At 54.4% G+C, this 17,049-nt stretch carries 11 protein-coding genes; 1 reads left to right on the top strand and 10 read right to left on the bottom strand.

Annotation, left to right across the window (positions count from 1 at the left end; translation table 11 throughout):
- Positions 1-75 precede the first annotated feature (75 nt).
- From DNH61_RS01985 to DNH61_RS01955, 7 genes are all read right to left on the bottom strand, one after another.
- Positions 76-765 carry a metal-dependent hydrolase gene (locus tag DNH61_RS01985; RefSeq protein ID WP_111145024.1) on the bottom strand — a complete coding sequence of 230 codons (690 nt, stop codon included), beginning with the start codon at positions 763-765 and terminating at the stop codon, positions 76-78.
- A 900-nt stretch (positions 766-1,665) separates the two neighbouring features.
- Positions 1,666-2,937 carry a methyl-accepting chemotaxis protein gene (locus tag DNH61_RS01980; protein ID WP_111145023.1) on the bottom strand — a complete coding sequence of 424 codons (1,272 nt, stop codon included), beginning with the start codon at positions 2,935-2,937 and terminating at the stop codon, positions 1,666-1,668.
- Between the two features lie 187 nt (positions 2,938-3,124).
- A complete protein-coding gene (locus DNH61_RS01975; RefSeq protein ID WP_111145022.1) occupies positions 3,125-4,090 on the bottom strand; it encodes an ABC transporter permease in 966 nt (321 codons plus the stop codon).
- 3 nt (positions 4,091-4,093) lie between these two features.
- Positions 4,094-5,179, bottom strand: a complete 1,086-nt coding sequence (locus tag DNH61_RS01970) for an ABC transporter permease (RefSeq protein WP_111145021.1) — start codon at positions 5,177-5,179, stop codon at positions 4,094-4,096.
- Positions 5,180-5,181: 2 nt separating this feature from the next.
- A complete protein-coding gene (locus DNH61_RS01965) occupies positions 5,182-6,717 on the bottom strand; it encodes an ABC transporter ATP-binding protein (RefSeq protein WP_111145053.1) in 1,536 nt (511 codons plus the stop codon).
- A 100-nt stretch (positions 6,718-6,817) separates the two neighbouring features.
- The gene (locus DNH61_RS01960) at positions 6,818-7,900 is read right to left on the bottom strand and encodes a BMP family lipoprotein (RefSeq protein WP_111145020.1); all 1,083 of its coding nucleotides are present in this window, start codon (positions 7,898-7,900) and stop codon (positions 6,818-6,820) included.
- Positions 7,901-7,964: 64 nt separating this feature from the next.
- Positions 7,965-8,897, bottom strand: coding sequence for a nucleoside hydrolase (locus DNH61_RS01955; RefSeq protein WP_111145019.1), 933 nt, complete (start codon positions 8,895-8,897; stop codon positions 7,965-7,967).
- Positions 8,898-9,256: 359 nt separating this feature from the next.
- Between DNH61_RS01955 and add the strand changes: the two genes are divergently transcribed.
- Entirely contained in the window at positions 9,257-10,291 is a 1,035-nt protein-coding gene (gene add, locus DNH61_RS01950) for an adenosine deaminase (RefSeq protein WP_111145018.1), read from the top strand.
- Between the two features lie 695 nt (positions 10,292-10,986).
- Here the strand turns inward: add and DNH61_RS01945 are convergent.
- From DNH61_RS01945 to DNH61_RS01935, 3 genes are all read right to left on the bottom strand, one after another.
- Positions 10,987-13,107 carry an ABC transporter ATP-binding protein gene (locus tag DNH61_RS01945; RefSeq protein WP_111145017.1) on the bottom strand — a complete coding sequence of 707 codons (2,121 nt, stop codon included), beginning with the start codon at positions 13,105-13,107 and terminating at the stop codon, positions 10,987-10,989.
- Positions 13,108-13,120: 13 nt separating this feature from the next.
- A complete protein-coding gene (locus DNH61_RS01940; protein WP_111145016.1) occupies positions 13,121-14,878 on the bottom strand; it encodes an ABC transporter ATP-binding protein in 1,758 nt (585 codons plus the stop codon).
- Positions 14,879-15,390: 512 nt separating this feature from the next.
- On the bottom strand, positions 15,391-17,049 hold the full coding sequence (locus tag DNH61_RS01935) for a hypothetical protein (RefSeq protein ID WP_111145015.1): 1,659 nt from the start codon (positions 17,047-17,049) through the stop codon (positions 15,391-15,393).

Raw genomic sequence — 17,049 nt, 5'->3', positions numbered from 1 at the left:
TGAAGCAAAGAGGCACCCCTCATCCGGGATGCCCTTCGGCTCGTTATAAAGAGTCCGTACAACAGACTTTGCTCTCTAGAGCGTTATGCTGTCACCCGGCTCCATAGCGATACCTTCAATCTTGTGGCTGGAGAGCGCGCGTACGAAGGCGTGGCCGTCCTGCTCCACCAGCGGAAAAGTATTGTAGTGAACCGGCACGACACGCTTCGGTCTAAGCCATCCGGCCGCAACAAGTGCATCTTCGGGCCCCATCGTAAAATTATCGCCAATCGGAAGAAAAGCCAGATCAATGGCATTCATCTCACCAATCAGCTTCAGATCGCTGAATAATGCCGTATCGCCAGCATGATAGATCGTTAGCCCCTCAATATTCAGCAGAAAACCGGCTGGCATGCCCATATACACGATTTCCTGCTTGCCAGGCACCTCGTATCCCGAGCCATGCAGCGCAGGCGTGAGCTTCACACGGCCGAAATCAAACATTCGTGCTCCGCCGATATGCATCGGGTGGGCGCGGCAGCCCTGCCAGCCGGCATATACCGCCAGCTCATTCGGTGCAATGATAAGCGCATCCGAACGCTTCGCAATATCAAACGCATCGCCGACATGGTCCCCATGGCCATGTGTAAGCAGAACGTAGTCGACCTTCAGCTCATCCGCTGATAGGGTCGCCACCGGATTACCAGTAATGAAAGGGTCGATAAGAATCTTGTGCTTCTCTGATTCCAGCAGAACGCAGCTGTGCCCGAGAAATGTAATCTTCATAATTCGGCTCCCTCCTAATCGGTATTCTTCACACCAACTATTATACACAATTCGGGCATGTAAGCGGTAACCCTTGCCTGATGGCTTGTGAAAGCAATCCCTCTGGGAATAACAAAAGAATCCCTGAACTGCATGAAGCAGGAGATTCTTTCATCGTTGCAACTGCCCTAATAGGTCACTAACTCGTTTGATTCCAGCCGCTTAGCCGGCTATCCTCAACTCGTCAATTGCGGTATACGTATATATCAGCTTCATGCAGACAGGCCTATGCAGGCCTTTACGGAACTGAGAAGCCTTATCCAGTGAATTAGAGTCATTTTTGAATGGTAACGGAACTCAGAGGCTTTAATGCCCCCCTATTAGTAAAGATCCCCTTGAAATGGACCCAATAGCAGCGCTGAGTTCCGTTACCCGCTGAGGCGGCCCCTATTAACCGAAATAAGGTCGCTGTGTTCTGTTAGATTTGAATGGTGCCAAACCGGAGGAATCCTATGCGCGGATTGCTCTATTCGTGAAGTCCGCTCCCCCTTTACAGTGGAAGGAGACCATAACTTGTTTCCGCCGAACCCGCGTCTTAATACCGGGATGCATCCTGCCATCCCTCGTTCTCCTTACAGGGGTACATTCTGCAAATTTGGCCTTTACACCGAAATGGCATACGCCTCTTCTCGTGGCATCCGTCGCATACCATCCGCTCAAATCCGTTCCTTGGATCACATTAACGGAACTTCTCCACTTCCCGGATTACGACAGGCCGGATCTTCTTGCCAGTCCTCACCGGTGACCCCAGAATTTACACTTTTCCTTTAAACTAAAAGAGTCCCGGCAGCACTGCCAATCAAAGCAGCACCCGCCGGGACTCTTATTTCAGCTTATTCTCGCTAACCACGTTCCTGCAGTCTACAGACGGAATCGCTCCATTAGGCTGTTCAGCTTGCCGCTCATCCGGCCCAGCTGCTCGCCCGACTCCGCAATCCGGTTCATGGCTCCGTTAACTTCATCTGTCAGCTGCAGAACCTCCTTGACACTCTGGCTTGACTGTCCTGCCGAGTGTGCCACCTCATCAACCGTCGCAGCCACTTCCTCACTGCCGGCTGCCACGTCCTCGCTGACAGAGGAGATCTCCTGCATCTGCTTATGAATCTGCTCCACATCATTCAGAATGCGGTGCATGGCTGCTTCCGTCCGGCCGAGCGCCTGCAGACCGCCCTCCACCTCTTGCTGGGAAGCCTGAACAGCCATCTGGGAACGGGCAGAATTCTCCTGAATGCTGGCGATCAGCTCCTGCATGCTGTTCGCTGCCTCCGTAGCTTGTCCTGCCAGCTTACGCACCTCGCCTGCTACTACTGCAAAGCCTCTTCCCTGGTCACCCGCGCGGGCCGCTTCAATTCCCGCATTAAGAGCCAGCATATTCGTCTGCTGCGAAATGGCAGTGATGGCACTGATGAACTGGTTCATCTCCTCACTGCGCTTGATGAACGACTCCGAAGTATGTGCAAGAGCGCCAAATGACCCTTTCACCTTCTGCATCTGCTCATTCATCGCCGCCATCTCCTCGCGCGTGCGGCTGGCCTCCGTGGAGGTGCTGCTCAGCGATTCCCCTACAGAGCTTGAGGAATTGGAGATCCGCGTCACGCCAGCTGCCATCTCGTCCACTGCCTTGGCACTTTCCGCTGCCGAGCGGGACTGCACTTCTGCCGATACCGATATCTCCTGCATGTGCTTCAGAATCGCTTCGTAATCCCGGCGCGTCTTCTCATTATGCTCCTGCAGCTCCTTAATCGAACCGTTCACATGAACCGCGGCCTCAGTCACTTGGGATACCAGCCCGTGCAGCGACTTGCGCATGTCATTCATCGGCTCACCGAACCGGCGCAGAGCCGCAAGCTTGTTGAGCTGTATATCACGCGTAAGATCGCCTTCCGCGATTGTCGTGATAAACGTGTTAATCTCGGCAAAGGGCTTTGCATACGCTAAGAAATTCATAAGCCCGAAGACCATCGTTCCGAACATCACGACAGCAACCATCCAGATATTTGTCGTATTTAATACAGGCACCCCCTGAATCAGCCACAGAACTAGTGCGGCCGCAGCACCAATTACTAAACCCTGCAGGCACATGCGAAGTGTATACAACAGCAGCTTCTTCAAAATCTCTTGTTTCTGGTCCAAGCCTGATTCCCCCGATCAAGTTAGATGACACTGTAGCCCAAGTCGCGGTTCTTCAACAAACAGAACTACCTCGTGGTGTCAACAATATCTGTAAGATCTATATCGGCATTTTACTATTAAAAAGTTAGAAGGCAGCGCCCGATTTGGACGCTGCCTTCTAACTTTTTTTGTCTAATTATCTACACCATTAACGCTTGCCCGGATCGTAAGGCTCGCCGGCTGCCGCCGGACCTTTGACCGCCCTGCCCGCCGCGCCTGCAAGTACTAGCAGCGTAAGCACATAAGGCAGCATAAACAGGAATTCCGTAGGGATGTCACGCGACCATTCGAACAGCGTGGCGAAGTTCCGGACCGCCTGCGCGAAGCCGAAGAAGATAGCTGCTGCTGCAGCACCATAAGGATGCCATCTGCCGAAGATAACCGCCGCTAGGGCGATGAAGCCCTGGCCGGATATCGTGTTATGCGAGAAGTCGTTCGTTGTCGTCAGCGTAATTGTCGCGCCGCCCAGACCCGCCAATACGCCGCTGATCAAGACGCCGATGTAACGGTACTTCTTCACGTTGATGCCCACGGTATCCGAGGCACCCGGATGCTCACCCACCGAGCGCAGACGAAGCCCGAATGGAGTCTTGTACAGCAGATAAGCGCTGATCGGCACCAGGATATAAGCAATATAAGTGGTTGGGTAAGCGTTAAACAGCGCTTCACCCAGGAATGGAATCTGGGAAAGCCCAGGAATCGGTACCTTGGAGAAGACCGCCTCCAGCGTATCTGTCTTACCCGCTCCGTCATACAGCACTTTGACCAGATAGACCGTAACGGCCAGCGCCAGAATATTGATAACAACGCCTATAATCGCCTGGTTTGCCTTGAAGGTGACCGTGGCTACGGCATGGAGAAGCGAGAAGACGAGACCAAATACCATGGCTGCAATCACACCGACCCATGGCGCCAGCCCGTATGCTCCGGTTCCCTCCACATAGGCCGTACCAATCGCCGCGGCGAATGCCCCGGCAACCATAAGGCCTTCAAGCCCAATATTGATTACACCGGACCGCTCACTGAAAATACCGCCGAGCGCGGCAAAGATAAGCGCCGTCGAGAAGACAAGCGTAATATTGGCGAGCTCGCCCAATATGCGTAATGTTTCCATAACCTACGCCGCCCCCTTCTTGTCCAGCTTGCGTCTTGAGGCCATAAACGGCTTCACAATTCCCTGAATGATGCCATGGGAAGCGACGAAGAAGATGACCGCGCCAATTACGATCCGCACAATCTCTGTCGGTACATCAGCCGAGAAGTTCATGCCTGCTGAGCCGTACGTCAATGTCCCGAACAATATGGAAGCAAACACGATGCCTACCGGGTGATTGCCGCCGAGCAGGGCCACCGCGATGCCGTCAAATCCATAGCCCGATGAAGCAGCGGACAGAACTTGATAATGGAACACCCCAAGCACCTCAAAGACACCGCCAAGACCCGCAAACACGCCTCCGATGAACATCGATTTTACGATAGACGACTTAATATTAATACCCGCGTATCTGGCTGCGTCCGGGTTAAGACCGACCGCCCGCAGCTCGTAGCCCTGCTTCGTCCGCCAGAGCAGGAAGTAGAAGACAATCGCGCCGATCAGTCCAATGAAGATTCCCCAGTCCATCCGGGCATTCTCAAGTGCCCGGGACAGCCAGCCAATGGACACGGAAGCCGACTCATGAATGAAGTACGACCGCTGCTGACCTGGCTCAAGGAGCAAAGCCCTCAGCAGGTAGTTGGACAGGTACAGCGCAATCCAGTTCAGCATGATGCTGGAGATAACCTCATTGACCCCCCGGCTGGCCTTTAGATAGCCGACAAGGGCCGCCCACAAACCGCCGAAGATAGCACCTACCAGAACCGCAAGCGGCGCATGAATGAACCACGGCAGCTGCAGCTTGATGCCAACAATGGCAGCACCGGTCATGCCCATAATGTACTGCCCGTCCGCCCCGATGTTAAACAAGCCCGCTCGGTAGGTAAACCCCACAGCAAGACCCGTAAAGAGAAGCGGTGTAATCGTCCGGATCGTTTCCCCGATATCGTAAGGGCTGCCGAACACCTTTCTAAACAACGCTTGATAAGCATCCACCGGGTTATAGCCCCCGAGCAGCATAATGACTGCGCCCGATAGCAGCCCCAGTACAATCGCTCCCAGCGGCACAAAGACAGATGAAGGGTTGAATATATTACGCCATTTGTCCATCTCTATCCCCTTCCTTCCGCATGCATCGTTTTGCCGGCCATCATCAGACCCAGCTTCTCTCCGTCCGTTTCGGCCGGATTTGCCTCACCCATAATCTGTCCGTCAAAGATGACAACCAGCTTGTCCGACAGATTGAACAGCTCGTCCAGCTCGAAGGATATCAGCAGGATAGCCTTTCCTTCGGCCTTGGCCTGAAGCAGCCGCTCATGTACGAAGGAGATAGCCCCTACATCAAGCCCCCTGGTTGGCTGCATGGCGATCAGCAGACGCGGGCCGCGCTCCAGCTCGCGGGCAATAATCGCCTTCTGCTGGTTGCCGCCTGACAGCGAGCGGGCCTTGTTCTGGACCGATGGCGTACGCACATCATATTCGCCGACGAGCTTCTCCGCATACCGCTCAACCGCCTTAGAATCAAGCAGAATTCCCCTGCCGAACGCATCATCACGGTAACTGCCGAGTACGATATTCTCGCTCACGGTAAAATCAAGCACGAGACCGTGCTTATGACGGTCCTCGGGGATATGGGCTATGCCCGCATCCATCAGATCGCGTGTCTGCCGGTTCGTCACATCCTGCCCGTTGAGCATAATGCGTCCTGACGTCGCCTTGCGGATGCCGGTCAGCACCTCAATCAGCTCGTGCTGTCCGTTACCGTCTACACCCGCCAAACCGACGATTTCACCTTCACGAATGGTCAGATTAATATTATCGAGCTGCTTCTTCTCCCGGCCTGTCCCTACCGTCAGCCCTTCGACAGACAGTACGACCTCTCCCGGTGCACGCTCCTTCTTAACCGGCACGAATGAGACGCTCCGGCCGACCATTTTCTCCGCCAGCTCCTCTTCATTGGTCTCAGCTGTGCGAAGCGTGTCCACCACCTTGCCTCTGCGGATAACGGTTACCGTATCGGAAACCTCCATAATCTCCGCCAGCTTATGGGTGATAAGGATGATCGACTTGCCTTCGGCCGTCAGATTCCGCAGAATCTGCATCAGCTCCCGGATCTCCTGAACCGTCAAAACCGCTGTCGGCTCGTCGAAGATGAGAATGTCTGCGCCCCGGTACAGTGTCTTCAGAATTTCTACCCGCTGCTGCATCCCGACCGTAATATCTTCAATCTTCGCCTTCGGATCAACCTTTAATCCGTATTGGTCGGAGATTTGTCTGACCTTATCGTGCGCGGTCCGGTAATCCAGCGATACACCCTTGACCGGCTCGGCGCCCAGCATAATATTCTCGGCCACGGTAAACGGCTGAACCAGCTTGAAATGCTGATGGACCATGCCGATTCCAAGCGAGATTGCCCTGCCGGGTCCGTCTATAACAGCCTTCCTGCCGCGGATATGAATCTCGCCTTCGTCGGGCTGGTAAAGACCGAACAATATGCTCATGAGGGTTGATTTGCCTGCACCGTTCTCTCCGAGAAGCGCATGGATCTCTCCCTTGCGCAGCTTCAGATCGATACTGTCGTTGGCAACAATACCCGGAAATCGTTTGGTTATCCCCTTCAGCTCAACGATGACTTCCGGCTCTCCCATCATCATTTCCCCTCTCATCGATAGTAACAGGCCATTTTCTTCACCAAAACAGGGACAAGGCTGCAACGGCCTTGTCCCTGCTGGTAACCGGTCCTGATGATTATTCTGTCGGTACCGTAATTTCACCGTTTATAATCTTTTGTTTGAACTCTTCAACCTGCTGCAGCACTTCATCTGTCAGGTTCTTGTTCGTCTCAGGCAGACCTACGCCGTCCTCTTTCAGACCCAGAACGGTTACTTCTCCACCCTTGAATTGACCGGCAATCAGGTCATTGGACACACGGAGTACAGCCTGGTCAACCTTCTTGATCATCGATGTCAGCGTCACATCATCGCCATGCTCAAGCGCCTGATCCTTATCCACCCCAATTACCCAAACCTTCTTGCCTGACTTTGAGCGGTCTTTCGCTTCACTGAACACGCCGTTGCCGCTGCCGCCAGCCGCGTGGAAGATGATGTCTGCGCCATCGTTATAGAACGTGGAAGCAGCCATCTTCGCCTGGTCCGGCTTATTGAAGTCACCTACATAGTTTACAAGAACTGTGGCATCCGGGTTAGCTGCTGCTACGCCTGCTTTAAATCCAGCTTCGAATTTCTTGATAACCGGCATTTCCATACCGCCTACGAAGCCAACCTTGTTCGTCTCTGTCATCAGACCAGCCACAACACCCACCAGGAACGAGCCTTCATGCTCAGCGAAGGTTACTGATTCAACGTTCGGCAGATCAACTACTGTATCAATTACCGCGATTTTGGCATCCGGGTTCTGTTCCGCTACCGTCTTAGCCGCGTCCTCGAAGAGGAAACCGATACCCCAAGTCAGATCATAGCCGTCCTTGATGAACTGGTTCATGTTCGGGATCAGGTCCGCATCGGTCTTACTTTCCAGATACTTCACTTTCGCGCCAGTATCACTCTCCAGCTGCTGGAGAGCTTCCCATGCCGTCTGGTTGAAGGACTTGTCATTCACGCCGCCGCGGTCGGTAACCATGCCGATGCGGAAGTCTTTACCGGCATTTGTGCCTTCTTGCGCATTCCCAGCTCCGTTGTTCGCGCCTGCGTTCTCCCCGGCTTGGGTGTTGCCGCCATTACCGCCGGTGCTGCCGCCGCCGCAAGCCGACAATACCAGGATAACGGCCAGCAGTGCGGATACTACGAAACTGCTCTTCTTCAAGTTCTTCATGATCTAATCTCTCCCCTTGGACATTAATGTGCCGCTATGTGAACATTTCATGGTGAACCAGGTCTCAGGCTTGCTTCATTAAATCGGTAATATACGTATAGAATGCCTCAGCCTCGACATCATATACAAGTCTTACAGGCCTTCCATCCGGAGTCTTCTCCGTCCGCCCCTGCTCGAAGCCCTCTGTCCGCACTGTACAGTGAACGGTTTCCGTCTTCACCAGGTCCGGTCTGCCCACATACGCTGTTGTCAGGACATCCCACAGATAATACGTGGAATTGGTCTCCTTGAACATAAGCGGCGGCACCGTCGCATAGCATTGGCCCACAAAGTCGATGCCCTCGTGGCGTCTCATCTCCGACCATTTTTGCCGGATGGCAGGTGTCAGAGGAACTTTATTCGTGCTCTCCAGTGCCACCATGTCGATCGCAATTCCGCTGTCCCATACCCGCTTAACCGCCTCGGGGTCCCAATAAGCATTCCATTCAGCTGTGCCGTCATGCTCTGGTTCTTCCACATTGCCATCGGGCAGGAAGGTTCCGCCCATCCAGACGAGTTTCTCGATCTTCTCTTCAATAGACGGGTCTTCATCAAGCGCCCGCGCCAGGTCTGTCAGCGGTCCAGTAAACAGGAGCACGGTCTTCTCATCGGTAGCACGAAGCGTGCGGATGATATGCAGGTGGGCAGGAATATCGGCAAGCGGAGCCTTGATGGAACCCGATTCATTCAGGATCGGCAGCGCGTCCACATAATAAGAGTTAATTCGCCACGATGCCGGGAATGGATTCTTGCCTCTCGAATTCGATTTGGCCACCTCCGGCGCGCTGCGCCCGAAACGGTCAATGATTTTGCGGCTGGCTGATACGGAGGGCTCCAGGTAGCCATCCGCCGGGACGACGGAAACACCCGTCACCTCAACGTTGTCCATCTGCAGCAGCAGCAGCAGGGAGACGAGATCATCATTGTTGCCATCATGGTTGAAGTACACCTTCATCATTTGTCTCTGCATCCTTTGTTAGGTTCTTGTCACGCTGTAAATCCGAACTATTCTGCACGGCAATTGTTTTAATATAACGTAAATATTATAACTTTCCTGACATTTGTTCAAGTCTTCCTGAAAATTGTTTGTTTATTCACACAAGTTGCATAACTATTATTGGGCCTGAGCCACAAACGAATCGTATCCCTATTCATAAACCATGTCAAGTATAGTAACACTGTTATAGAATTCTGAAGGTTCAGCAAATTGACAGCCCCTGCAGCAATCGCTATATTGGGATAAAATATCCCGATTCCGCTTATTTTAATCGGAAACGCTTACGATTTGTTCAAGCGGGCTTGAAAGGAGTTTCACTTATGGACTTGATCCGGAAGATGCCCAAGATCGATCTTCACCTGCATCTGGACGGCTGCGTTAAGCCTTCTACTCTGCTTGAGCTGGCGGCTGCCCAGCACCGGATACTGCCCGCACCCGATGCACCCGGTCTGCTGCCCTATATGCAGGTCGAAGAAGAATGCCGCAGCCTGACCGAGTATCTGCAAAAGTTTGATTTTGTTCTGCCTTACCTGCAGAATGGCGAAGCGCTGGAACGGGTCGCCTACGAAGTCACAGAGCAGGCTGCTGCCGACAATGTCTGCTACGTGGAATGCCGCTTCGCTCCGATGCTTCACACCTTGGAAGGGCTGAGTGCAGCCGATGCGGTCGGGCACGTCGTTCAGGGCTTGCAGCGCGGCGAGCGGGACTTCGGCGTCAAAGCAAGAGCCATCGTCATCTGCCTGCGCAGCCACGATGAGTCCGCCAACCGCGAAGCGCTGGCAGCAGCTGTCCGTTATGCCGGAAGCGGCGTAGCCGCAGTTGACCTCGCAGGCGATGAAGCCTCCTTCCCGCCAAGCCTGTTCCGCAGCCTGTTCGAGGATGCCCGCCGCAGCGGCCTTCCCGTCACCATTCATGCCGGCGAAGCAGCCGGGCCGGAGAATGTGGAGGAAGCGGTTATGCGGCTCGGAGCCGTCCGGATCGGACACGGTGTTCGCGCCAGAGAGGACGAGGCCGTCATCGCGATGCTGAAGGACCAGCGCATCCCGCTGGAGATGTGCCCCGTCAGCAATCTGCAGACCAAGGCTGTGTCCAGCTGGAATGACTACCCCATCCGACAGTATATGGAGCAGGGACTGCTTGTCACCGTCAATACCGACAACCCGACGGTATCCGGTACGACCATGTCCAAGGAATTCAGCATGCTGAGCAAGCATTTCGGCTTTACCGCCGAAGAGCTCGTCCGGCTGGTTGCCAACAGTATAGAAGCGGCCTTTCTTGAGCCAGCCGAGAAGGAAGAGCTCCGGCAGACCGTTGCCGGGCACATGGCGGCGCTTGGACTCTCGCTTCCTGGTTAATTGTACCTCAACTGCTTGGGAGGATTGAATACGCTGCTTGCTCTGTAGGTTACATTTAAGTGCATATATTCCAGCATTACCCTACCAGGTCTGAAGCTTAACATCCTCTCGCAGTTTGCAAGGCTGCCTCAACCTGCCCCAAATCACCTTGGCCTTACAGCCGCCATCTTGCATAATGTAGAAATTGGCCTGCGATACTGTTTGTTCCATACCGGAACTGCAGTTCACAGGCCGTTACTTTATTGGCGGGCTGCACCCTGGCTTCCAAAATAGTAAATCCGCTTATAACGAGGAAAGGTTCGCGAGGTGGAAATATGCGGACCTGACTCGACACTGCACGCTAATGAATCTCACACACGCTAAAGCCGCAAATTCAAAGCTTGCCGGGCTGTAACGAAACTGGCAAACCTTAATAGGCAAACTTGTGCCAAATTCCCTGGTTTATTGGGACATTAGCGACGCTGAGATTCATTACAGAATAGAATCGGCCTTTCTGAGGCTAATAGCGATCGTGAGATTCGTAAGAATCAAACATGGCCTGATGGCCACCGCCGCCACATACGAAAAGGGTCAAGCTTCTATTTCGCCTTGGAACGGTTTCCATTTCCCAAGAAATAAAGAAGGGCCATCCCTTATGGGACAGCCCCTTCTCGTACCCTTCTCGTACCCTTCTCGCTCTCAAAGATCAGCCGGCATTAAGGCATCACGGCAGCTGGCGCTGCCGGCGCCACATTTTCCACAGCAGCCACCTTCTCACCCTGCTGAAGCTGATACATCTGGAAGTACTTGCCCTTCTTCTGAATCAGCTCTTCATGATTTCCGCGCTCCACAATCTCACCGCGGTCGAGTACCAGAATCAGGTCCGCGTTCTTAATGGTAGACAGGCGGTGCGCAATAATGAACGTTGTCCTGCCCTTCTTCACAACCTCCAGCGCATCCTGAATCAGTGCTTCCGTCTCCGTATCAATATTGGAGGTCGCCTCATCGAGGATCAGAATCGCCGGATCGAACGCAAGCGCCCGTGCGAAGGAGATCAGCTGGCGCTGACCGGCCGATAGCGTGCTGCCCTTCTCCAGGACCGGCTCATCAATGCCGCTTGGCAGGTGGCGAAGCGCACGGTCTGCGCCGACATCGGCAAGCGCCTTCTCGATCCGCTCCCGCGTAATCGACGGGTCGTTCATCGAGACGTTCGTCGCGATGGTTCCCGTGAACAGGAACGGGTCCTGCAGCACAATGCCCATATGCTCGCGCATCGACTGCCTCGGCATCGTCCGGGTATCTACGCCGTCAATTGTAATCCGTCCCTTGTTCACATCATAGAACCGGAACAGCAGGTTGATGATCGAGCTCTTGCCCGATCCCGTGTGACCGATCAAGGCGACCGTCTGACCCTGCTTCGCTTCAAAGTTAATGCCCTTGAGCACATTCTCGTTATCCTTATAGGCGAACCACACATCCTCGAACGCCACATTGCCTTTATAGCGAGGCAGCTTCTTATCCGACACATCCTCGCCCTCTTCATCCAGCAGGACAAAGACCCGCTCCGCCGATACAAGGGCCGTCTCCATGTTTGGCAGTTGGTTGACGATGTTGACGATTGGATTGAACAGCCGGTTCAGGTAGTCAACGAAGGCATACAGGACACCCAGCGACACGACACCTTCAGGTCCGGTAACCGCCGGCCCGCCGAAATACCAGATAAGTGCCACATAGGCTATGTTCCGGATAACGCCGACCAGGTTATGGCCCGTCAGGGAGTTAAGGCTCAGCAGCTTGTTCTTGTACGTGAAATTCCGCTCATTGTATTCCTCAAATTCCTGCTCCATCTTCTTCTCTTTGCGGAAGGCGCGGATGATGGACATCCCCTGGATGGACTCGTTAATGCGGCCGTTAATCTCGCTCAGCGTCGACCGGATGATCCGGTTGTAGCGCTTCGCTATTTTACCGTACAAGTAGATCCAGACCAGCAGAACCGGTACGATGAACAGGCAGATCGCCGCCAGCTGCACATCCAGGAAGAACAGAGCACCGAAGATGCCCGCCATATAGATCGTACCGGTAAAAAAGTTCGCCAGCACCGTGACATAAAGCTCACGGATGGACTCTGTGTCATTCGTGATCCGCGAGACAACCTTGCCCGCCGGCAAATTATCGAAATAACGAACCGGCAGCCGGTTTACCTGGCCGAACACATCCGTACGCATCCGGCGTATGATCCGGTTGGCCGTCGCCTGCAGCATATACCGCTGCCCGTAAGCGAACACCGCCGACAGCAGGATGAGGGCAAAATAGAACCAGCACAGCTGCAGCAGTCCGCCAAGCTCGGGACGGAAGAAGCCGTAGAGCTCACTTGTGGACAGCTCCTCCGCCGGGTAGACCGCCCGCTCTTCTCCTCTTGTGATCAGCAGGGTTCCATTATCCTGTAGGGTACGGGAGCCGTCAAAGGCAACAGCCTGCGGAACGAACACATACTCGCGTCCGGCCTGCAGCACCCTGACCTCCCCGCCCCTCTCTTCCTGTGGCTCGAAGTGGTCCTGCCGTTTATAATAGGCTCCTTCATATTCCACGGCGTACTTGCTGCCCGCCTCAGCGCCGTACCAAGGCTGCTCGATGCCGGAGATATGCACATCAATAATCCGCTTGGCAATCAGCGGACCCGCCAGCTCGGTGCCTACCGAGACAGCAAGCATCAGCATCGCGGCGATCAGCGGCGCCTTGAACTGCAGCGCGTAGCGGAACAGCCGCAGGGCCGCCGCCGACTTGCCTCTGCTGCCCCGGTCAATATCCAAATCATATTGATCCAACTCATTTTCCATACTCACTTGCTATTCACCTGCCCTCGGTTACTTCTTCCGCCTCTTCAATCTGTTGGCGTTCATACTGCTCTCTGTACCAGCCGCCTTGCTCCATCAGCATCTCATGGGTCCCCTGCTCGATGACTTCACCCTCATCCAGCACAATGATCCAGTCCGCATGCTGGACAGCTGACAGCCTGTGGGTCGTGATCAGTGTCGTCTTGCCCTGACGCGTGCTGCGGATGTTCTCGATGATCTCCGCCTCCGTCCGCGCATCAACCGCGGACATGGCATCATCCAGCAGCAGAATCTCCGGCTCGGCAATCAGCGCCCGCGCAATGGATACACGCTGCTTCTGGCCGCCTGACAGCGCGACACCCTTCTCGCCCACCATCGTCTCAAGACCGCCTGGCAGGAAGCGCAGGTCCTTCTTGAAGGCCGAAGCCTCCATCGCCTGATTCAGCACCACGTCATCCGCTTCATCTCGGGCAAACTGTATATTATTGCGTACGCTCCGGGAGAACAGGAACTGCTCCTGCGGCACATAACCGTACCAGGACTTCAGCTGATCCATGCTGATCCGCTCGATTGGCACACCCGAAACCGAGATCGTCCCTTCGCCATGCGGATACTCGCGCAGCAGCTGCTTAATCAGAGTGGACTTGCCGCTTCCCGTCCGGCCGACAATGCCGAGTGTCTGGCCGCTCTTCAGCGTGAAGCTGACCTTCTTCAGATTATCAACCGACGAAGACGGATAACGGAACGTTACGTTGTCGAAGGTAATATCAGTAGGACGCGCCACCGCTGTTGTGTCTTCCGGGTCCGGAACATCAGGCTTGTAGCCCAGGGTCTCGTTCACCCGGTCGATGGAGGCATTCCCCCGCTGCATGACGTTAATCAGCTCGCCGATTGCGAACATCGGCCAGATGAGCATGCCGAGATACACGTTGAAAGCAACCAGGCCGCCGATGGTCATTTCGTTGTGATAGACCAGGTAAGCGCCGTAGCCAAGACCAATCAGATAACTGGCGCCCACCAGAATCTTGATTGTCGGCTCGAACAGGGCGTCGATCTTGACGACCGCGATATTTTTGTCCAGCACATCCTGGGTGATCCGGTCGAACTGTCTCTCAACCGCCCGCTCCTGGACGTAGGCACGGGTTACACGCACACCAGACACCGTCTCCAGCACATCGTCATTCATGACGCCGAACGCATCCTGGGCGGCTGTGAACCGCTTATGGATCCAGTCGCCGTATTTGCTGACGAGCAGCGCCATGATCGGCAGCGGCAGAATCGCCGCCAGCGTCAGCTTCCACGACACGAATACGGTCATCGTAATAAGCAGCGTACCCATCCACAGCGTGGAGTCGATCAGCGTCATCATGCCAAAGCCAGCTGTCATGGAGACCGCCTGCAGATCATTGGTCGCGCGCGCCATCAAGTCTCCTGTCCGGCTCCGCTCATAGAAGGTTGGCGTCATCTTCATGAAGTGACGCATCAGCTTCGAACGCATCATCCGCTCAACAACCATCGAGCCGCCGAACAGCTTATACATCCAGAAGTATGTCACAATGTAAGCCCCCGCCGTAATAAGGGCCAGCTGCACCAGCGTCATGGTCAGGCTGCTCCAAGTCATCGTGCCAAGCTGAATGGCGTCAATCGAGCTGCCCACCATCATGGGGGGCAGAATTTCCAGTATGCCGCTGATGACCATCAGAATGACGGCTATTATGTATCGTTTCTTCTCCAGTTGAAAGAACCAGCCAAGCTTGCCTATAACCGACAGCATGAGAATTTACTCCTCTCTCTTTACCAAATATCTATATGAACTGGCGGGAATGGCTGCCCTCACCTCCGGGAACAGCCCTCCACGCAAAGAGATAACCGCTTAACTGATCTATGCGATACCCCTCCAAAATAAAACAAGCACACCGCCCGAAAGCGGTGTGCTTATCATGCCCAGCCCGGCTGCGAGGAACGCCGAAGCCCGGGGCATTAAAAAAAGCGCACGCCACGAGGATTCGCGGCCTGCGCCTTGTATATGACAAGGTTAACGGGTATTAACCGATCCGGTTATCCGTTTGTGCAAGGAGGCCACGAGTTGATCTATGCGGTTGTACGGTGCCAGGACGATGATTCAGCATAACTTCCATTCCGTTAGTAATACGCATGTTCGGGTCGCTCCTTTCGATTGGTTTTGGTTACATAGGGTAAGTTACCATGATCTGCAAAACGAGTCAATCCTAAATTTTGTAAATGTTTATGAAAACGGGCTCCTTCCACATCCTAAGTCCGGTATTCTCAGCTGTCAACAACCTTCTCCCAAGGTACGCGGAAAGCCCTTCCCCACTGCCATATGTTCAACATGATCAGGAGGATTGCATAGAGCGGCAGACCGTAAGGAATTAGCGATGCGCCGAAATGCGCAGCTCCAAACACCGGAGTCACAAAGAAGAGCAGCACGGCTACCCAGTTGTCGTTTTGCTTCATGGCATCAAATGGCTGCGAGAACGGCAGGGACTTGGGAAGCACCCAGAAGCATACCGTCATATACAGCAGCAGCCCCAGCAGGATGATGAGCAGGTGCAGCGCAATATCGACCCCGAAGATCAAGATAAAAATCGCGGACTCCAGCAGATAGATCGGCAGGAATAGATACACCGCGAAGGCCAGCATCGAACCCCGGAAGACAGGCTCTGTGTGGCGCAGGGGTAACGTCTTGTAGATCCAGGCCCCCTTGTATGCCCCCGAATACTTCAGCATAAGCAGCACGGTAGAGACAATAATCCCGATCATATAGAGCGCATAAAACCAGCTGCCCTGGCTGATTTCCGACCAATTGCTCACACGGAGACTCGGCAGCAGGAAGAGGAACGGCAGAATCAGCGAGAAGCCCAGCGCCGGGTACACCTTCAGCTTGAAATCCCGTTCATGGCGCATCATCTCTGCGGCGAACCGGTACCACGTTCTCTCCTCCCCGCTTCTGCACAGCAGCCGGCCCAGCCACTGCCCAAGCGGTATGCCGCGCCGCTTGCGCCCTTTCCCTGCATCCTTCTCTGTAAGCTTGGCGAGATAGCGCTCGAACGACTCCTGAAGCCGCAGATAGACAAGGAAGGCGGCAAGAGGAACCACAATGGACAGCACAGCCAGCAGGATCAGAAGGCTGCCCCCGCCTGCACCTGCCAGCAGCTCAAACGGGGCGGCAAACCACAGCGGCACAATCAGCACATGCCACCACTGCAGCTCAAAGCCGCCAAAATCAAGGTAGTTGAAGGAATTGACCGTCAACTGATAACCAAGCATGACACCCGCCGACATGATGATTTGCACGTAGTTGATGAGATCCTTCAGCTTCTCGCCATCCATATATTTCAGCACCAGCAGATACAGCAGCGTGGTAGCCACCAAAACCAGCAGCATGAAGAGAACCGTCTCCAGAATGAACAGCAGTGCCATTGCCGGGCCCATTTTGAACAGAATAGTACCTAAAACACCTGCACTGAGCACTCCAGTCAGCATCGTCAAATACAGCATCGCATGAACCGATTTGGCCATCTGAATCGTCTTGCGCGTCACCGGCTTCGGATGCAGGATATGATGATCCCGCACATCCAGTACAACAGATGAGAAGTCCGAGATGACCGCTGTTACCACGAAGAACATAAGAAATGCGTAGATGAAGCCCATCTGAACAATCGGAGAGCCGCCCATCAGCAGGAAAAGGATCATCACCAGCCCCATTAGACCGTACAGCCACAAGCTCTTGCCAAAATGATTGGACTCTTCCTCGGCCGCGCGGTCCCGGTTCTTGCTCATCTGGGCCAGTACCGTGGGCACCCGGCGGCGGTCCATCGTCAGCTTAACCTGCAGCATCCTGCGCATGACGGGGTAATCGGCGCCCCTGCGCTCAAACCAGCCGCTGAAGCGGTCCAGCAGCTTCAAGACCTTAAATTCCCGCAT

The sequence above is a fragment of the Paenibacillus sambharensis genome (assembly GCF_003233845.1).
Classification (GTDB): Bacteria; Bacillota; Bacilli; order Paenibacillales; family Paenibacillaceae; genus Paenibacillus_I; species Paenibacillus_I sambharensis.
The sequence above is the reverse complement of the archived record's forward strand: the minus strand, read 5'-3'. Positions and strand labels throughout refer to the sequence as shown.